The organism is Halorubellus sp. JP-L1, assembly GCF_011440375.1.
In the GTDB taxonomy this organism is placed as follows: domain Archaea; phylum Halobacteriota; class Halobacteria; order Halobacteriales; family Natrialbaceae; genus Halorubellus.
In genome coordinates, this window is the sequence record NZ_JAAOIR010000004.1 from 129,590 (window position 1) to 148,632 (window position 19,043).

The window sequence follows — 19,043 nt, forward strand, 5'->3', positions numbered from 1 at the left end:
AGTCCGTCCCGGTCCTCCGCGTCCCGACTGGGTGATGGGTGCTCGACCCGCCGCGGGTCGATTCGTGGGGTGATTCATCAGTGGGATTGGGTGAATCGTCGGTGGGCTTGGGTGATCCGTGGGTTGGATTGGGTGATCCCTGGGTGGGATGATGTGGACAATTCCTCGGTGGGCAGATCGGACCGAGAGCGGTCACGTGACGCAATCGTCTCGCGACGCCACAACACATGGTCGGACGTACACGGAAAAGGCGTCGATACCCGACTAGTTAGGGGTCCGTCGCTGCGGTCCGCTTCGCTCCCCGCAGAACGGGCTCGAAGCCAACGAATACAGGCGAAGAGAACCCGTCAAAGTGGAACGGAACGGACCCCGAAGCGGGAACTGACGCGGACCCGCGACGGTCAGTCGTCGAGTTCGCGTTTGAGTTCGTCCAGGAGCGCGAGCGCGTCCATCGGCGTCGTGTCCGCGACGGTCACCGACCGGAGCCGGTCGACGACCGACTCGGGGACGGCGACGGTGTCCGCCGCCGCGAACTCGTCGAGCGTCGCGTGCTCGCTCGCAGGGTTCGCGGCCGCGTCGGCCTCGTCAACACCGACGTCGACGACGTCCGCGTCGACCGCCTCGCTACGGGCGAGCAACTCTCGAGAGCGCGCCAGCACGCTGTCCGGGACGCCCGCGGCCTGCGCCACCTCGACGCCGTAGGACGCCGTCGCAGCACCGCGAGAGACCTCGTGGTCGAACCGGACCTCGCCAGTCGTCTCCGTCGCCGAGAAGTGCAGGTTGAACGCCCCATCGAGGTCGTCCGCCACCGCCGTCAGCTCGTGGTGGTGGGTCGCGAACAGCGTCACCGCCTCCACCTCGTCGTGGAGGTACTCCGTCGCCGCCTGCGCGATCGCGAGCCCGTCCGTCGTACTCGTCCCCCGTCCGACCTCGTCCAGGAGCACGAGCGAGTCCGCGGTCGCGTCCGCGAGGATGTCCGCGAGCTCCGTCATCTCCACCATGAACGTCGACTGGCCGCCCGCGATATCGTCGCTCGCGCCGACGCGCGTGAACACGCGGTCGACCACGCGGAGGTCCGCGGACGCCGCCGGCACGAAGCTGCCCGCCTGCGCCATCACGCAGATGCACGCCACCTGCCGCATGTACGTCGACTTCCCGCTCATGTTCGGGCCCGTCACGACCGCGAGGAACTCCTCGCGGTCGAACTGTGCGTCGTTCGGCACGAACGACTCCTGCGTGCGCTCGACGACCGGATGCCGACCGCCCTCGACGTCGATGCCAGCCCCCGAGAACGTCGGCCGACAGTAATCGAACGTCGCCGCAACGGCCGCGAACGACACCAGGACGTCCAGGCGCGCGACCCGGTCCGCCACCCCCTGCACGCGCTCGGTCTCCTCCCCGACGCGCTCGCGGACGTCCCGGAACAGCTCGTATTCCAGCGCGTCCGCGCGCTCCTCGGCGGAGACGATCTCTTCCTCGCGCTCCTTGAGCGCCGGCGTGTAGTACCGCTCGGAGTTCTTCAGGGTCTGCCGGCGCTGGTAGTCCTCGGGCACCGCGTCGAGGTTCGGGTTCGTCACCTCGATGTAGTACCCGTGGACCTGATTGTGGCCGACTTTCAACGAGTCGACGCCAGTGCGCTCGCGTTCGCGCGCCTGGAGGTCGTCGATCCACTGCTTGCCGTCGCGCTCGGTCGCCCGCAGTTCGTCGAGTTCGTCGTCGTAGCCCTCGCGGATCACGCCGCCCTCCGTCACCTCGATCGGCGGCTCCGCCCGGATGGCGTCCCCGATCAGCTCGCGGACGTCCGCGAGCTCGTCGAGATCCTCCCGAATGTCGACGAGGAGGGGACTCTCCGCGTCCGCGAGCGTCTCCTTCAGCGTCGGGACGACGTCGAGCGTGTCCTGCAACGACCGGAGGTCCCGCGCGTTCGCTCGACCGCGGGAGACTCGCGAGATGAGTCGCTCCAGGTCGTAGACGTCCCGAAGCGCGTCGTGGAGCGCCTCGCGCGTGACGACGTCGTGCTTGAGTTCCCCGACGGCGTCGTGTCGGCGCTCGATGCGTGCTGGGTCGAGGAGCGGTCGCCGCAGCCACTCCTGGAGCCGGCGGCGACCGAGCGCGTTCGCGGTCTCGTCGAGCACGCCCGAGAGCGTCGCGCCCTGGACGCCGCGGACGCTCCGTCGCTCGAACAGCTCGAGGGACTCGAGTGCGGTCGGATCGAGCACGACGTACTCGCGCGGGTCGTACCGCGTCAGGTGATTCAGGTACCCGAGTCGCTCGCGTTCGTCCGCCGTCTCGGGGTCCTCGGGAATCTCGCCCGAGGCCGCCGCGCCACCGCCGCGCGTGTACTCGGCGTACGCGAGGAGCGCACCGCAGGCTCGAACTTCTGCCTCGGTCATGGCGTACTCGTCGGGGTCGCCGAAGTACTCGCGGACGCGCTCGGCCGCCGTCTCGCGGTCGAACGCCGACTCGTCGTACGGAGACACCATGCAGTCTGCATCGAACGCGTCCGCGGCCACGTCCGGGCCGACGATCGCTTCCGCGGGCGCGAACCGCCCGATCTCGTCAGCGACCGCCGCCGGCGAGGACGGGTTCGTCGCGTAGAAGTCCCCCGTCGAAACGTCCAGTACCGCGAGCCCGTAGCCCTCTGCGAGCGCGGCGACGAAGTTGTTCTCCGCGCCCCCGAGGAGTTCGTCCTCCGTGAGCGTTCCCGGCGTCACGACCCGAGTCACGGCGCGGTCGACGACGCCACTGGTCTCCTCGGGGTCCTGGACCTGGTCCGCGACCGCGACCCGGTAGCCGGCGTCGAGCAGTCGCTCGATGTACGACTCCGCGTTGTCGATCGGGACGCCCGCCATCGGGTACCGGCCCGTGTTGTCCTCGCGCTTCGTCAACGTCACCTCGCACGTGCGGGAGACCGCGCGCGCCGCGTCGCAGAACGCCTCGTAGAAGTCGCCGACTTGGAAGAGGACGAGCGCGTCGTCGTACCGGTCGGTCAGCTCGAAGTACTGGCTCATCATCGGCGTCAGCTCGGCTTCCTTCTGGGCCATCTCCGGCGGCGGCCCGAGCGCCGATTCCATGCACGCGACTCCGGTACGGTGCGGGAAGAACTTCACGGAACCCGCGTGCGTCGAGTCGACGATACCCCTCTGTCCGCCGACGAACGCCAGGCGGTTCCGTACGGTTTTTTACGGGGACCCGAGTATCGTTCCGTATGGACGACGTTTTCGTCGCGCAACTGATGACGTCAGACCCGGAGACCGTCGCGCAGGACACGCTCGTGGAGGACGCAGCGAACACGATGCTCGACCGCGGCATCGGGAGCGTCCTCGTCGTCGACGACGACGACCGCCTGCGGGGCATCCTCACGACCACGGACTTCGTGAAGATCGTCGCGGAACGCAAGCCCAAGGACGAGACGCCGGTCTCGGAGTACATGTCGACGGAGGTCCTGACGACGAACGCGCAGGAACCCATCGAGGAGGTCGCCAACCGCATGCTCGAGGCCGGCATCCACCACATGCCCGTCGTCGACGACGACGGCACGCCGATGGGTATCGTGACCACCACCGACCTGGCGGCGTACGTCTCCACGATCTACGACCCCAGCCCGAACTGACGGGTTCGCGCGGACGAATCGACGGGCTCGAAGCCCCCTGTCACCCTGGGTGCAATCGGCGTTTGAGGCTACCCAAGGCCCTTACCGATCGGTGGTCACTGCCAGAGTATGCGCCGCCGATCCCTCCTCGCGGTCCTCGGCTCGACCGCGGTCGCCGGCTGTGCGAGTCGCTCCGGCGAATCGACGACGAGCCGGACGACCGCGACCGACGAGACGGCGACTGCGACGACGACCGAGCCCGACACCACGCGAGCGACGACCGCCGACGACGACGGTCCCGACGGGCCAGCCCCGCCCGAGGACCAGCTGTCGTTCGACGCCCTGGACCTCGAGACCGCTCCGAAGACGTACTGCATTCCGCGTACCGGCGAGTTCGTCGACGGCCGCGTCACGTTCCAGGTACAGTGGGCGTCGACCGCCACGGAGTCTTCGCCCGCAGTCCTCCGCTCGTGGGCGGTCAATGAAAGGGACCACGAGCAGGTCGTGGACCTGTCGAATCTCCCCGCGTTCGGTCGCGCCGAGAGTGACACCCCGCACGCGGTCGGGCGACCGCACGAACGGTTCACGCAGCACTGGGAGACGCGGCTGTTCCTCGTCCCGACCGCGAACAATCCCCTGGTCGAGGACGCACCGGGCGTCGAGCGGGACGCGGACGGCCGCTGGCGGGCGACGCGACTCGACGACTGGTCGGTCGAGCGAGCGACCCTCGGCGCGGGCGAGTACGCGTTCGGCGAGTACCACGTCGTCGCGCACCCCGAGCGCGAGCAACCGTTCCCGCGGAGTGCGGTATACGAGTTCGAGGCGGGCGACGCCGAGATGGCGATCGCGACGTGGCGGACCAGCGAACCGGGGCCGACGACCGAGTCGCGGTTCGCTGGCGAGCGCGTGCCGGCGCACCGGGGCGATTCGACGCGTTCGTGGTACCACGACGCCGACGAGACGACCGCGGTGTTCGTCGAACCCGACGTCGAGCGCGGGACCCTCCCCGAGCAGGTCGAGTTCGTCGCCGTGAACCGCTCGCGGAGCGTCGCCCAGTGCGGGCACTGGAACCTCTACAAGCTCGTCGACGGCGAGTGGTTCCACGTGACGCCGTACATTCACACCGCGGACTGCCGCGGCCTCGCGCCGGGGACCGGGAAGCGGTACGTCCTGAACGCGTACCACGGCGAGGCGCTCCCGGACCCGGAGTACTACGGGCCGGGCGGGAGCGTCGGCTGGCTCGGCGGCGGCACGTACGCCGCGGTCGCCGGCTACGGCGCCGGCACCGACGAGAGTGCCGCGCTCGTCGAACTCGTCGGCCCCGAGCGCTCGATCGTTCCGACCGAGGACGCGTCGGCGACCCGCGACGGCGACGCGGTCACGGTCGCGACGGACGCGCACGCCGCCGAGCGCGAGTCGACGGAGCCGGCGGTCCTCTCGCTCGAACGCTCGTCAGGTGGATCGGAACCGCGTCGCGTGATCGCAGAGCAGGTGATGCGCGACCGGTACCGGGCGCTCCGCAACGCGCTCGCTGTCTTCGACGACGACGTGACGCGCGTCGACGTCGAGACGAGCGACCGGTACGCCGAGCGCACGACCGGGTACGACAGCAAGACGATCGCGTTCGAGTTCCGGGGGGAGCAGTACGAGGTCTCGTGGGAACTCGACGAGTAGACGGGGCGCACGCGGTGGCGTTCAGAGGACGTCACCGGGGTCGTGTTTCGCGGCCATGCGCGACGCTTCGGTCGAGAACCACTCGACCTGCTCGGGGTCGTCGACGGGCCCGAGGTTCTTCGGGTCGGCCAGCACTGATACCTCGGTCTCGCGCGCGTCGCTGAACGACGTCAGGGCTCGCTCCTTCCGGAAGTACCGTCGGCCGTCGGGCGTCGCGTACGTCAGGATGACGAGGTTCTGTTCGTCGTCCGAGTACGTCCGCTCGACGAGCCACGTCCTGACGCCGTCATCGCTCTCGTCGGTCACGTTCGAACGTCGGTCCGTCGACGTATCAACGTACCGTGAGACCCGAGAGGCGACCATCATTCGACGTCGTCGGTGCGTCTCTCTCTGACGAATCGACCGGCTTCGACGGCGTCGGTTCGTCTTCACTCCAGCGAGTAAACGCTATATACCGCTGTGGTAGTGTCCCGCAGCGCTCACTTAGCCGACGCATAGTAATGCCCGGCAGCGAGCAAGGGGCGTATCCATGCAGACCGTGCTCCTCGCCGCCGGGGACGGGTCGGGCCTGGAACCGGTGTCGTCGTCCGTACCCAAGCCCCTGCTCCCGGTCGCCGGCGAACCCCTCCTCCAGCGTGCCGCGCGGCGAGCGGTCGCCGGCGGCGCGACGGACCTCGTCGTCGTCGTCCCGCCCTACTATCAACCGTTCACGCGCGCGCTCGGCGAAACCGTCGACGGCGTCACCGTGACCTACGCCGTCCAGCCCCGACCCGTGGGGACGGCGAACGCGCTCGTCGTCGCACGCCGACATCTCGACGACGACTTCGTCGTCCTGCCCGGCGACGCCCTGTTCGACGTCGACGACCTGGCGTCGCTGTACGCGACCGTCCCCGCCGTCGGCGTCACCGCCCGCGCCGAGGGCGGCGACGAGGCGATGATCGTCGGCGACGGCGGCCCCATGGACGTCGCCTCGCTCTCGGACGATTCGGCCGGAACGTACGTCGACGCCGGCGCGTGCTCGCTCCCCGGCGAGGCCTGCGAGTGGACGCGCGTCCCCGCGAACGACGACGGCGAGCGCGACATCGCCGGCATCGTCGAACGGACCGCCGACGGGCACGACGTCCGCCCCGTCCACCTCGGCGACTACGTCGACGTCGACACGCCCGGCGACCTCCTCCGCGCGAACCGGGTCGCGTTCGACGAGTGGGCAGACGCCACCGACGACCCCGTCGTCGAGGGCGACGTCGACTCGCAGTCGCGCCTCCACGGAGCTGTCCGCGTCGAATCCGGTGCGAGCGTCGCCACCGGCGCGGTCGTCGAGGGACCGGCGATCGTCGCCGCGGACGCGACCGTCGGTCCGAACGCGTACGTCCGGCCGTACACGTACGTCGGCCCTGGCGCGACGCTCGGGCACAGCGTCGAAGTCCGGCACTCGATACTGCTCTCCGCAGTCCACCTCGGCCCGCACGCGTTCGTCGCCGACAGCGTCCTCGCGCCCGACGTCGACTTCGGGAGCGGGACGCGCGTCGCGAACCTCCGGCACGACGCCCCGTGCGTCGTCGCTCACGACGACCACGAGCGGCGGTCCACCGACCGCGACTGCATCGGCGTCGTCGCTGGCGAAAGCGCGAGCACCGGCATGGAGGCGACGCTCGACGCCGGCGTCACGCTCGAGCGGTACGCGTCCATCGACGACGGCGCGACCGTCTCCCACGACTGACCGCTCTCCGAGCGGAGACAGTCGCCGGCTACCGGGGGCAGCGATCCGCTAGGCGGAATGTAACTAACGGGTGACCGACTGACCGATACGAACGTCGAGTCGGTCTCGAACACGCCACATCTGACACCATGGAACTTACCGTCAAGCCACTCCGAGAGGAGAACGTCGGGAACGGCCTCGCGGCGGTCGACATCGCCGCGATGTCTCGCATGGACCTCCTCAGCGGTGAGTTCGTCGAAGTGACGAGCGACGAGGGAACGGTCCTCCCGCGCGTCTGGCCGGGCTACCCCGAGGACGAGGGGACGGCCATCGTGCGACTGGACGCCGACCACCGCGACGAACTCGAGGTGGACGTCGACGACGTCGTCGACGTCGCCGCCGCGTCGCCGACGCCAGCCGACGCGGTACTCGTCGGCGTCGAGGAACCGTTCGCGTCCCTGTCGTCGTTCGAGCACTCGCTCCTCGCGGACCTCGAGGACTGTCACCTCGCCGCGGGGACGACGATCGCGACGACGTACGAGGGCGCGCCCGAAAGGGAGTCGATCCCGGTCGCGGTCGCGGCGACGCGCCCCGAGGGCGTCGTACGCGTCACGAACGACACGGAGCTCGAGGTGCGCGCGTACGACCACGCCGGACGGAACGAGGGTCCCGGTGCTCGCGACGACGAGCCCTCGGGCGGCGACGACGGAGCGAGCGGCGGCGACCGTGCGGCCCGCAGCGACGGCGGGGAGACGAAGGTACAATCCGGTGGCGGCGGGACGGACGTCCAGCGGACTCGTCCCGGGACGACGTACGCCGACGTCGGCGGTCTGGACGAGGCGATGCAGCGCGTCCGCGAACTCGTCGAACTCCCCTTCCAGCGACCCGACCTCTTCGACGACCTCGGCGTCGACCCGCCGACGGGCGTCCTCCTCCACGGTCCGCCCGGGACGGGGAAGACCCTGCTCGCGCGCGCCGTCGCGAACGAGGTCGACGCCGAGTTCGTGTCGCTGCCCGCCGCCGAAGTGATGAGCCGCTACTATGGCGAGTCCGAGGAGTACCTCCGCGAGGTGTTCGAGGAGGCCGAGGAGAACGCACCCGCGGTCGTGTTCATCGACGAGGTCGACGCGATCACGCCCGAGCGCTCCGAAGCCGCGGGCGACGTCGAGCGCCGCGTCGTCGCGCAATTGCTCACGCTCATGGACGGCCTCGACCAGACCGCGGGCGTGGTCGTCATCGCGGCGACGAACCGCCCCGACGCCATCGACCCCGCGCTGCGTCGCGGCGGGCGCTTCGACCGCGAGGTCGAGGTGTCGATCCCCGACCGCGACGAGCGCGAGGAAGTGCTCGCGATTCACGCGCGCGACGTCCCGCTCGCGGACGACGTCGACCTGGAGTCGATCGCGGACAGCACGCACGGGTTCGTCGGATCGGACCTGGCGAGCGTCGTCCAGGAGGCCGCGATGGCCGCCCTCCAGCGGTCGCACGACGGCGACCTCACCGAGACGTCGCCCCGCACCGCGCCCGAAGTGACCGCTGCGGACTTCCGAACCGCGCTTGAGGACGCCGACCCGAGCGCGCTCCGGGACATGCAGGTCGAAGTGCCGACGGTCACGTGGGAGGACGTCGGCGGCCTCGGCTCCGTGAAGCGCACGCTCCGGGAGGCCGTCGAGTGGCCGCTCAAGTACCCGACCGTCCTCGACCAGGCCGGCCTGGACACCACGAGCGGCGTCCTCCTCTACGGGCCGCCCGGCGCGGGGAAGACGATGCTCGCGCGCGCCGTCGCCACCGAGTCCGAGTGCAACCTCCTGTCGATCCAGGGCCCCGAGTTGCTCTCGAAGTGGGTCGGCGAGTCCGAATCCCGGGTCAGGGACGTCTTCGAGCGCGCTCGGAAGAACGCGCCAGCGATCGTGCTCTTCGACGAGATCGACGCGGTCGCGGCCGAACGCGGCCGCACGTCCGGCTCGGGCGTCGGCGAGCGCGTCGTCGGCCAGCTGCTCACGGAACTGGACGGCCTCGGCGAGGCAGAGGACGTACTCGTGGTCGCAACCACGAACCGACCGAGCCTCATCGACGACGCGCTCCTCCGCCCCGGTCGCATCGAGCGCCAGTGTCACGTCCCCGTCCCCGACGAGCGCGCTCGCCGCGAGATCTTCGACGTCCAGACCGCGGACGTCCCCCTCGCCGCAGGCGTCGACCTGGGCGCGCTCGCGGCTCGTACCGACGGGTATGTCGGCGCGGACATCGAGGCGATCTGTCGGACTGCGTCGGCGCGCGCGACGCGGTCGTTCCTCGAATCGCACGAATCGCCGGCGAGCACCACCGCGGACCCGACTGCCGGTGCGGAAGCGACTGCCGGTGCAGAAGGGACCGCCGGCGCGGACGCCGTGGACGGCCTGACCGTCGACCGCGGCGACTTCGAAGCGGCACTGGACGAGGTCGATCCGAGCGTCACCGACCGAACCCGCGAACGGTACGCGGACTACCGGTCCCGACAGCGCCAGCAGCGCGTCGACGCGAACACCGGCGCCGGCTTCCAGTAGGCGGGCCACGCCGGTCCGACCGACGCCTGATCGCCAGACATCGTCCCGTAGTAGACCACTTGCGGTGGCGTGCGGACTCTTTTCGGACGGTAACCCGCGTTTACGGGAACCGTTCGGGACCGTTCTGGATTTACTCGCGGATACTGCACGAATAACGATACCCGTTCGACGCCTGTCCCGAAACGACAACGCCTGGGGTGGCGTCGTTGGGAACGACCACGTCCAGCGCATCGCTCACAATGCCACTGACAGACAGCACACTCGCAGCCGATGGAACAGTCCACGTCGACCTCTACCACTGCGCGTCGATGTACGGGACGCACGAACAGCAACGAACGGTGATCGACCGCCTCGAGTCGCTCGCGGAGGCGAACGCAATCGATAGCGTCGACCGGCACGCGTGGGCGCGCACGCTCTCGCCCGACGCCGCCGACGACTGGTGTCGCGAAGCACGCTCGAAGTACGGTCGATTCTGGGCGTGGGCGCGCGAGCACGACCGGACGCTCGAACCCGCGTTCGGGACGCGCACGGTCGGGTCGATGATCTCCGACGACACCCACGAGGTCATCGAGTTCCCCGTGCTCTGTCTCGCCGTGTACGTCGACGACGCCCTCGTCCACGTCGCGCCGTCGACGGACGCGACCACCGGCGAGACCGCGACCGTCGCCGACAGCCTCGCGGAACTGGAGGAGACGGCGAACGTCCAGCACGCCCACGCGAGGACCTGATCGCGTGCAGTCACGTCTCGCGTCCACGCAAGGCAACCGACCGACGATTCCCGTTCTCGTCGCAGTTACTCACGTAGAGACCCACGCCGTTACACCGACCAGGAGCCAGCCACACGCATGAACGCCCCTAGCTTCGAACCGACGTTCGACGCCGACGACGGCCGCTACCACCTCGAGTGCTCGTGGGACGGCCGCGACCAACCAGGACTCGTCGTGATCCAGGCAGTCGCCGACGTCCTGGGGCGCGACCCGCTCGACCTCGAGCCGCTCCAGGCGACCGTCGACGTGGACGCGCTCACGAAACTGCTCACGAGGCACGAGACGCCGTCGCTCCTGGTCACGTTCGAGTACGCGGACGCGACGGTCACGATCGACCGCTCGGGAAGCGTCACCATCGACCCGGACTGACCGCCATTCGACCGTCCGTCGTTGACTCGCCGACGACCGACCGGCTCGTCGACGTCCGACCGGCTCGCCGCTCCGAGTCGTCGCCGCTCCTACTCGTCGTCGCCGATGTTCAGGACCGAGAACAGTCGCTTGGTGACGACGCGCTCGACGACGTCGACGAGCGGCGCCCCCTCGTCGCCGTAGTCCGCGAAGATGCCGAGCGGGATCTCGCCGCCAGCCATCTCCTGATGGCCCCCCGCGGACCCGACGTCGCCGAACGCCTCCGAGAGGACGGACCCGACGTTCACGCGCGAGTCCGTCGACCGCCCGCTCAACTGGATGTCGTCGTCGACGATCCCGAACACGATCGCGGTCGACACGCCTTCGAGCGTCACCAGGTAGTCCGCGGCCTGCGGGAGCGCGTCCCGCTCGCTCGTCCGCCCGACGTGCGACAGCAGTACCGACCCCGTCACCGTCCGGTTGTCGATGGCGTCCGCGATCGCGTCGACCGTCGCGCCGCTCACCGCCGGCCGCGACAGCCGCTGGAGGAGGTCGTCGTCCGCGAACGGATGCAGGAATCCGGCCGCCGCGTACTCCGCGTCGGTCACGCCCCGGAGGAAGTCGAGCGTCTCCCGGCGGATCGCGAACAGGAGCGCGGTCGCGAGCGTGTCGTCCACCGGGACGTCGAGTTCGCGCACGTACTCCGCGAGGATCGTCGCCGTCGCCCCGACCTCCTCGCGGTGGTCGACGTACCTCGCCGTCACGTCCTCGGCGGGATGATGATCGATGACGACGTCGACGTCGACGTCATCGGGGACCTCGTTGTTCGAGCCGGGTTTCGAGTGGTCGACGAACGCGAGGAGGTCGCTCGGCGCGCGGTCCCGCACCGCGTCCTGGTCGAACTTCGCGAGATCGATGTCGAGGAGGTTCACGAACGCGCGGTTCTGCTGGTGGCTGATGTCGCCGCTGTAGATGATGTCGTACTCGTCCATGCCGACGGCCATGGCGATGCGGCCGAGCGCGAGCGCGCTCGCCAGACAGTCCGGGTCCGGGTTGTTGTGACAGACGATGGTGAGGGACGTCCCGTCGGCGAGGAGGTCTCGGAGTTCGCTCGCGGCCATTGCGTCGGCGTTCACGCGCCAGCGTCATGTGGGTGTCGCCGACACGACCGATTCCAGCCCGCTCGTGGCGTGGGGTCGCGTCGACGCAGTACCGTACTTTCATTGTCCGCCGGCCCGGGGATTCGTAGTGATGTACAACTATCGGGTGGCGACGGTCTGGGGTATCCCCATCAAGATCAACATCTCGCTCATCGTGTTCCTGCCGGTGCTCGCGTGGATCATCGGCGGAGGGGAGCAGATCGAGTTCTACGCGGGACTCGTCGACGGCCTCGCCGGCACGAGCCTCGACGTCTCAGCGCTCCAGGACGGCTCGACGCCGTGGGTGGTCGGCAGCGCCGCCGCAGTCGGCCTGTTCCTCTCCGTCGCCGTACACGAACTCGGGCACGCCGCCGCCGCGCGACGTTACGGGATCGAGACGAGCGCCATCACGCTCTGGATCCTCGGTGGCCTCGCCAGCCTCGACCGCATCCCGAAGGAGCCCGGTCGCGAACTCGTCATCGCGCTCGCCGGCCCCGCGGCGAGCGTCGTCACCGGCGTCGCGTGCTACGCCGCGCTCGTCGCGCTGCCAGCGTCCACGACGCCAGCGGTCGTCTTCGTCCTCGGGTGGCTCGCCATCACGAACATCACGCTCACCGTCTTCAACCTCGTGCCCGCGTTCCCGATGGACGGCGGACGCGTCCTCCGCGCGTTCCTCGCCCGCAACCGGCCGTACGTCGACGCGACCCGGATCGCGGCGCGCATCGGCACCATCTTCGCGCTCCTGTTCGCCATCCTCGGCATCTTCGCCGCAGCACCGATGCTCCTCCTGCTCGCGCTCTTCATCTACAGCGCAGCGAACGGCGAGAGCCGCGTCGTCGCACTCGAAGCGATGCTCGACGGATTCGTCGTCCGCGACGTCTACCAGGCCGATCGCCCGACCGTCGACGCCGACGTCTCCCTGGACGCGTTCGCCCAGCACGTCCTCGAAGACCGCCAGGACCACCACGTCGTCCGCGACCGGAGCGGCCGCGTCGTCGGCCTCGTCGGCCTCGACGCGCTCCGCGAACACGGCCGCGACGACGGCGTCACCGTCGGCGACGCCGCCGACACCGACCTCCCCACCGTCGACCTCGACACGCCAGCGTTCGACGCCCTCCGCGCCATGGAGAAGTCACCGTACGCGTTCGTCGCCGACGACGGCGAACTCGTCAGCGTCGTCGAACGCGACGACTTCGCCTCCCTCCTGGAACTTACCGGCCTCAGCAAGAAGGACCGCTTCGCGCAATAACGGGACGCCGAGCGGAGAAGTCGTCGTTCGACCCGACCATACGAATCAGTCGCTTGCGTCGCCGCCGCGACAGTCCGAATCAGTCGCTTGCGTCGCCGCCGTCGGAGACGGGGTCGCCGCTCTCGGGATCGACGGGCGGATCCCCGGCGTTCTCGTCGTCGCCGCTCACGTCCGGCTCCGATTCGTCGGGGCGTGGGTCGCCGGCTTCGAGCGGCAGTGATTCCCGTTTCTCGACGCCGTACGCGACGAGTTCGAACGTCTCGACGAGGAGGCTCAACGCGAGCGGGCCGGCGATGATGCCGATGGGACCGATCGTGAACACGCCGCCGATGAACCCGACGAAGTAGAGGCTCGCGGGCATCCCCGCGCTGTACTTCGCGAGTCGCGGCCGCAGGATGGCGTCGGGGAGGAACCCGATCAGGGTGAACCCCAGCACGAGGACGAGCACCGCCTCCGCAACGTTCCCGTTCGCGACCTCGACGGCCGCGAGCGCGACGACGAGCACGGACGGCCCGATGACGGGGATGAACTGGAGGATGCCCGCGACGACCGCGAGCGAGAAGAACGCGTCGTACCCGATGATCCCGAACACCGCGAGCGCCAGGACGAACGTCAGCACGCCCGTCGCCGCCTGCACGAAGTACAGCCCGTAGAGCGTCTCGCGAACGCGCTCGTGGTACGCCGTCAGTTCCTCCTGGACGGGGCCGTCGACGACCGCGAACACGAGCGACCGCACGCCCCCGGGCCGGTACAGGACTGCGTACACGAGGAACACGAACAGGAACACCTTCATCGCGAGCTCCGGCGCGGCGCTCGTCGCCGCCACCGCGAACGACGACAGCGCGTTGCGGACCACGGGCACGAGCGACTGAAGTTCGATCGCGTACGTGAACCCCGCGAACGACATCTCCATGGTCTGCGGGAGGTTCCGGAGGAAGTCCAGGATCGGCTTCCGTCGCTGGTAGACGACGAGCAGGACGGGCACGAACAGCCCGACGACGCCCGCGAACGCCACCGCGGTCAGCACGCCCGCGGCCGCTCGCGGATGCAGCCCGCGGTCCACCAGCTCCTCGCGCCACGGATAGAGCACGTAGACGAACGTGAGCGCGAAGAACACCGTCCAGACGATCTGCCAGAGGACGTACAGCGAGACGATGGAGACGACGATGGCCGCCAGCCCGAGCCGGTGTCGCCTGTCATCGAGCCAAGACATAGTCGTTCGTTCGCCGCGAGACCCCTTAGTACGGCGGGTTCCAAGCGACCGTCACGCGACCGGTCTCACCGGTCGCTACGTTCCGCCGACCCCGTCGGGAGTCACCGTTACTGGATGCCCATCGCCTCGATCTGCTCCTGGTAGCGGTTGCGGATCGTGACCTCCGTGACCTGCGCGACCTCCGCGACCTCGCGCTGGGTCTTCTTCTCGTTGCAGAGCAGCGAGGACGCGTAGATCGCCGCGGCCGCGAACCCAGTCGGGGACTTCCCCGAGAGCAGGCCCTTCTCGGCGGTCACGTCGATGATCTCGTTCGCCTTCATCTTCACCTCCTCGCTCACCTCGAGCTCCGAGCAGAACCGCGGGACGTACTCCTTCGGGTCGACGGGCTCCATGCGGAGGCCGAGGTTCTTCGAGACGTACCGGTACGTCCGCCCGATCTCCTTCTGTTCGACGCGCGAGACCTCCGAGACCTCCTCGAGACTCCGCGGGATGCCCTCCTGTCGGCACGCCGCGTACAGGCAGGACGTCGCGACGCCCTCGATGGAGCGCCCGCGGATGAGGTCCTCGTCGAGCGCGCGCCGGTAGATCACGGACGCGACCTCGCGGACCGACCGCGGGACGCCGAGCGCCGAGGACATCCGGTCGATCTCGCTGAGTGCGAACTGGAGGTTGCGCTCGCCGGCGTCCTTCGTGCGGATTCGCTCCTGCCACTTCCGGAGGCGATTCATCTGGCTGCGCTTCTCCGAGGAGAGCGAGCGCCCGTACGCGTCCTTGTCCTTCCAGTCGATCTGGGTGGTCAACCCCTTGTCGTGCATCGTCTGCGTCGTCGGCGCACCGACGCGGCTCTTGCTCTGACGCTCGCTGTGGTTGAACGCGCGCCACTCCGGCCCGCGGTCGATGGACTGCTCCTCGATGACGAGGCCGCAGTCGTCGCAGACGAGCTCGTCGCCGTCGCCGCTCGTCACGAGCGTCTCGGACTCGCACTCCGGGCAAGAGTCCGTCTCCGTCTCCCCTTCTTTCGCCGTCGTCGTCGAGGATTCCTCTTCGGTCTCTCCCTGTCGATTGAGACGAACCATCTAGTTCTACAGTACCCAAACGGTTGGAGCCGTTAATATGTTACAGCCGAATGGCCATGGTCAGCACGAATCACGACCTTCGGCACCCCCCGAACGTGGCGTCCCGTTCGTCCGCCCCTCCGATCGGGGCTCGCCCCCGTTCGTCGGCCGCCGCGACCGAGCGATTTTCACGCGCTCGCTGTGAACGGGGGGTAGTGAGTTCGCCGCTTTCGTCGGTCGTGGAGTGGGTTCGGTCGCGACCGTACTACGACGGGCAGGTGGTCGCTGACCGGACGGTCCCCGGGCGGGAGGCGTCGTTCGCGGACGTGGACGTTGATCCGCGGGTGGCGAGTACGCTCCTCGGGGCCGGCATCGAGGACGTGTACGCGCACCAGGCCGAGGCCGTCGACGCGGTCCGCGAGGGGAAGGACGTGGTGCTGGCGACGCCGACGGCGAGCGGGAAGAGCCTCGCGTACACGATCCCGGCGTTCGAGCGCGCGCTCGACGACCGCGCGACGACGCTGTACGTCGCGCCGCAAGTCGCGCTCATCAACGACCAGACGGAGACGCTGTCGGAGCTCGCGCACGGCCTCGGGTTCGGGAGTGGCGTGAACGTCGCGCAGTACACGGGCCAGCTCTCGAAGACCGAGAAGCGGTCGGTGCGGGACCGCCAGCCGACGGTGCTGTTGACGACGCCGGACATGCTGCACTACGGCATCCTCCCGCACGCGCATCGGCTCTGGGACTGGTTCTTCCAGCGCCTGGAGACGGTCGTGATCGACGAGGTGCACGCGTACCGCGGCGTGTTCGGGAGTCACGTCGCGCTCGTGATGCGCCGGCTCCAGCGGCTCTGCGACCGGTTCGACGCGGACCCGGAGTTCGTCTGCTGTTCGGCGACCATCGGGAACCCCGTCGAGCACGCTGCGACCGTGACGTGTCGCGACGAAGCGAACGTCGCGCTCGTCGACGAGGACCGGAGTGCCACGGGACCCCGCAGGTGGTTGCTGTGGAATCCACCGGAGTACGACGCCGACGACGGCTGGGGCGACGACGGCGGCCGGCGGCGGTCGCCGCACGTCGAGTCGAAGAACCTCTTCTGCGACCTCGTCCAGCGCGGGCTCCAGACCGTCGTGTTCACGGGGTCGCGCCAGATCGCCGAGCGGTACGCCCAGGAGAGCGCGGACGAACTCCGGCGACGCGGCGAGACCGAGGCGAGCCAGCGCGTCGCCGCGTACCAGGCTGCGCTCCGCGACGACGAGCGCGAATCCATCGAGCGCCGCCTCCACGACGGCGACCTGAAGGGAGTGTGGTCGACGAGCGCGCTCGAACTCGGCGTGGACGTCGGCGGCCTCGACGCCGTGATCCTCGACGGGTACCCCGGCACCAGGATGAGTACGTTCCAGCGCGCGGGCCGCGCCGGTCGCGGCGAGGACCCCGCACTCGTCGTGCTCGTCGCAGGCGAGGACCAGCTCGACCAGTACGTCATGGGCGACCCCGGGTCGCTGTTCGACGCCCCGCCCGAGCGCGCCGTCTCCAATCCGGAGAACGAGCAGTTGCTCCCCTCGCACGTCGCGAGTGCGGCCCAGGAGAACTGGCTGTCGACCGCCGACCGCGCCTACTTCGGGGACACGCTCGGGGACGTCGTCAGCGACCTCGTCCGGGACGGGACGCTCGAACGCCGCGACACGAACGATGGGACGCGCTGGACGTACAGCGGCGGTGGAAGTCCACAGCACGAGACGAGCCTCCGCAGCATCGACGACCGCGAGATCGACCTGCTCGACGAACGCACGAACGACGTGTTCGCGACGCTCTCCTTCGAGGACGCGCTCCGGGACGTCCACGAGGGCGCGGTCTACTACCACCAGGGCGAGAAGTTCGAGGTCCGCGAGCTGGACCTGGACCGCGACGTCGCGGTCTGTTCGCCGACGTGGGCGGACTACTACACGCGGACACTCCACGACAAGACCATCGAGGTGCTCGCGGATCACGACGAGCGGGCACCGTTCGCGCGCGAAGACGTCCCCTGCCGGTTCGCGTCCGTCCGCATGCGAAAGCAGATCACTGGCTACGAGCGCAAGGACGCCCAGACCGGCGAGACGCTCGGCGAGGTCCCACTCGACCTGCCGGAGACGAGCCTGGAGACGCGCGCGCTCTACTACACGGTCCCGGCGGACGTCCAGACGACGATCACGGGCGAGTGGGACTTCCCGGGGTCGATCCACGCCGCCGAGCACGCGCAGATCTCGATGTTCCCGACGACGGTCCTCTGCGACCGTCGAGACATCGGTGGACTCTCCACGCCACTGCATCCCCACACGCGGGAGCCGACGATATTCGTCTACGACGGCCACCCCGGCGGCGTCGGCCTGTCGAAGACGGCGTACGAGGACGTCCACGCGCTCTCCGCGCGCACGCTCGACATGCTGGAAGCGTGCGGGTGCGAGGACGGCTGTCCGGCGTGCGTACAGAGTCCCCATTGCGGGAACGCGAACGACCCGCTCGACAAGGCCGGCGCCGCCCACTTGCTCGACGCGCTCACCGCGTCCGAGTGACGACTGGCGAGACGCCGCGACGGAACGAGTCTCTTATGTATCACTTTCGAGTACGATTTCGCGTGAGCTCTCCACTCGAGAACCCGATGGTGCGGTACGGTATCGGCCTGTCCGGCGCGCTCGTCCTCGTCGTCGTCGGCGTCCTCTACTTCGACGGCCTGATGCGGTATCTCGTGTTCGGGATGGCCGTCCTCGACGCCGTCGTCGTCCCGAAGATCCTCGAGATGGCGGTCGAAGGCGACGGGCAACCCGCCTGAGCGATGTCGGGACGGACTCATCAGACCGGAGCAGCGTCGGAAACGACTTTGACGGACGCGGTCGAACCGTCGGAAACGTGACGACTGCAGACGACGCGACGTTCCTGTCGAGTTCGCCGGAGCGAGCGCGCGCTCTCGCCGCGCTCAGCGACGCGCCCGCGTCGCCTGCCGCGCTCGCGGACGACCTCGACCTGTCCCGGCGAACCGCGCAGCGACACCTGTCGGCGTTCGCCGACCGCGACTGGGCGCGGAAGGCCGGCGGGGAGTACGCGCTCACGACGACCGGCGCGCTGGTCGCGCGGACGCACGCGACGTACCTCGACGCGCTCGACGCCATCGACCGCCACGAACCCCTGTTCGCGCACCTCTCCGACCCCGCGGACGCACCGGATCCGTCGTGGCTCGACGACACCCACCTCGTCGCGAGCACGCCCGAGAACCCGCAGGCCCCCGTCCAGTACTACCTCGAAGCGGTCGGGGAACTCGACGCGAGCACCGTCCGGATGCTGTCGCCGGTCCTGAGCCGACTCTACCACGACGCGCACGCCGACCTCGCGAAAGGCGGGACGCACACCGAACTCGTCCTCCCGGCCGGGGCCGTCGAGCGCGCGCGGTCCGAGAACCCGATCGAGTTCCGCGCGGTCCTCGGGCTCGGCGTCCTCGACCTCTACCGGACCGAGGAGTCGATCGGCGTCGGACTCACGTGCACCGACGACCGCGCGCTCGTCTGCGCGTACGGCGACGACGGCCAGCTGGCCGCGGTCCTGGACGCTACGGACGACCGCGTGCTCGGGTGGGCGACCGACGTCTTCGAGCGGTACCGGGACGGGGCCGAGCGCGTCGGTCCGCCCGGACCCGGACGACGTCGGGGCTCGCGCTGAGACAGCCTCGGCTCTCGCGGCGTCCGACGCGCGACAGGTCCCGTCGTCTTGGACGCCCCCTAGCGTAAACC

At 69.5% G+C, this 19,043-nt stretch carries 15 protein-coding genes; 10 read left to right on the forward strand and 5 right to left on the reverse strand.

The window, feature by feature from the left end:
• Positions 1-401: 401 nt before the first annotated feature.
• Positions 402-3,074, reverse strand: a complete 2,673-nt coding sequence (gene mutS, locus G9C85_RS16050; protein ID WP_166041868.1) for a DNA mismatch repair protein MutS — start codon at positions 3,072-3,074, stop codon at positions 402-404.
• Positions 3,075-3,208: 134 nt separating this feature from the next.
• Between mutS and G9C85_RS16055 the strand changes: the two genes are divergently transcribed.
• The gene (locus tag G9C85_RS16055) at positions 3,209-3,613 is read left to right on the forward strand and encodes a CBS domain-containing protein (protein ID WP_166041870.1); all 405 of its coding nucleotides are present in this window, start codon (positions 3,209-3,211) and stop codon (positions 3,611-3,613) included.
• A 108-nt stretch (positions 3,614-3,721) separates the two neighbouring features.
• A complete protein-coding gene (locus tag G9C85_RS16060; RefSeq protein WP_166041871.1) occupies positions 3,722-5,266 on the forward strand; it encodes a hypothetical protein in 1,545 nt (514 codons plus the stop codon).
• Positions 5,267-5,287: 21 nt separating this feature from the next.
• Here G9C85_RS16060 and G9C85_RS16065 read toward each other — a convergent pair whose 3' ends face one another.
• On the reverse strand, positions 5,288-5,572 hold the full coding sequence (locus tag G9C85_RS16065) for a hypothetical protein (RefSeq protein WP_166041873.1): 285 nt from the start codon (positions 5,570-5,572) through the stop codon (positions 5,288-5,290).
• A 223-nt stretch (positions 5,573-5,795) separates the two neighbouring features.
• Here G9C85_RS16065 and G9C85_RS16070 point away from each other — a divergent pair, with 223 nt between their 5' ends.
• The 4 genes from G9C85_RS16070 (at position 5,796) to G9C85_RS16085 (ending at position 10,644) form a co-directional block, all read left to right on the forward strand.
• On the forward strand, positions 5,796-6,986 hold the full coding sequence (locus G9C85_RS16070; protein WP_166041874.1) for a sugar phosphate nucleotidyltransferase: 1,191 nt from the start codon (positions 5,796-5,798) through the stop codon (positions 6,984-6,986).
• A gap of 128 nt (positions 6,987-7,114) precedes the next feature.
• Positions 7,115-9,508 (forward strand): AAA family ATPase, encoded by a 2,394-nt coding sequence (locus G9C85_RS16075; RefSeq protein ID WP_166041876.1) that lies wholly within the window; start codon positions 7,115-7,117, stop codon positions 9,506-9,508.
• Between the two features lie 239 nt (positions 9,509-9,747).
• A complete protein-coding gene (locus G9C85_RS16080) occupies positions 9,748-10,236 on the forward strand; it encodes an HTH domain-containing protein (RefSeq protein WP_166041877.1) in 489 nt (162 codons plus the stop codon).
• A 117-nt stretch (positions 10,237-10,353) separates the two neighbouring features.
• Complete coding sequence (locus G9C85_RS16085; RefSeq protein ID WP_166041879.1) at positions 10,354-10,644, forward strand: HalOD1 output domain-containing protein; 291 nt, start codon at positions 10,354-10,356, stop codon at positions 10,642-10,644.
• An 89-nt stretch (positions 10,645-10,733) separates the two neighbouring features.
• On the opposite strand, the gene G9C85_RS16090 is transcribed toward G9C85_RS16085, so the two are convergent.
• On the reverse strand, positions 10,734-11,744 hold the full coding sequence (locus G9C85_RS16090; protein ID WP_166042189.1) for a bifunctional oligoribonuclease/PAP phosphatase NrnA: 1,011 nt from the start codon (positions 11,742-11,744) through the stop codon (positions 10,734-10,736).
• A gap of 130 nt (positions 11,745-11,874) precedes the next feature.
• Between G9C85_RS16090 and G9C85_RS16095 the strand changes: the two genes are divergently transcribed.
• Entirely contained in the window at positions 11,875-13,011 is a 1,137-nt protein-coding gene (locus G9C85_RS16095; RefSeq protein WP_166041881.1) for a site-2 protease family protein, read from the forward strand.
• 79 nt (positions 13,012-13,090) lie between these two features.
• On the opposite strand, the gene G9C85_RS16100 is transcribed toward G9C85_RS16095, so the two are convergent.
• Both G9C85_RS16100 and G9C85_RS16105 read right to left on the reverse strand, forming a co-directional pair.
• Positions 13,091-14,224 carry an AI-2E family transporter gene (locus tag G9C85_RS16100; protein ID WP_166041883.1) on the reverse strand — a complete coding sequence of 378 codons (1,134 nt, stop codon included), beginning with the start codon at positions 14,222-14,224 and terminating at the stop codon, positions 13,091-13,093.
• Between the two features lie 107 nt (positions 14,225-14,331).
• Positions 14,332-15,300 (reverse strand): transcription initiation factor IIB family protein, encoded by a 969-nt coding sequence (locus G9C85_RS16105; RefSeq protein WP_166041885.1) that lies wholly within the window; start codon positions 15,298-15,300, stop codon positions 14,332-14,334.
• Between the two features lie 194 nt (positions 15,301-15,494).
• Between G9C85_RS16105 and G9C85_RS16110 the strand changes: the two genes are divergently transcribed.
• From G9C85_RS16110 to G9C85_RS16120, 3 genes are all read left to right on the forward strand, one after another.
• A complete protein-coding gene (locus G9C85_RS16110; protein WP_369680832.1) occupies positions 15,495-17,834 on the forward strand; it encodes a DEAD/DEAH box helicase in 2,340 nt (779 codons plus the stop codon).
• Positions 17,835-17,896: 62 nt separating this feature from the next.
• On the forward strand, positions 17,897-18,091 hold the full coding sequence (locus tag G9C85_RS16115; RefSeq protein ID WP_166041889.1) for a hypothetical protein: 195 nt from the start codon (positions 17,897-17,899) through the stop codon (positions 18,089-18,091).
• A gap of 77 nt (positions 18,092-18,168) precedes the next feature.
• A complete protein-coding gene (locus G9C85_RS16120; RefSeq protein WP_166041891.1) occupies positions 18,169-18,972 on the forward strand; it encodes a winged helix-turn-helix domain-containing protein in 804 nt (267 codons plus the stop codon).
• Positions 18,973-19,043: the final 71 nt, after the last annotated feature.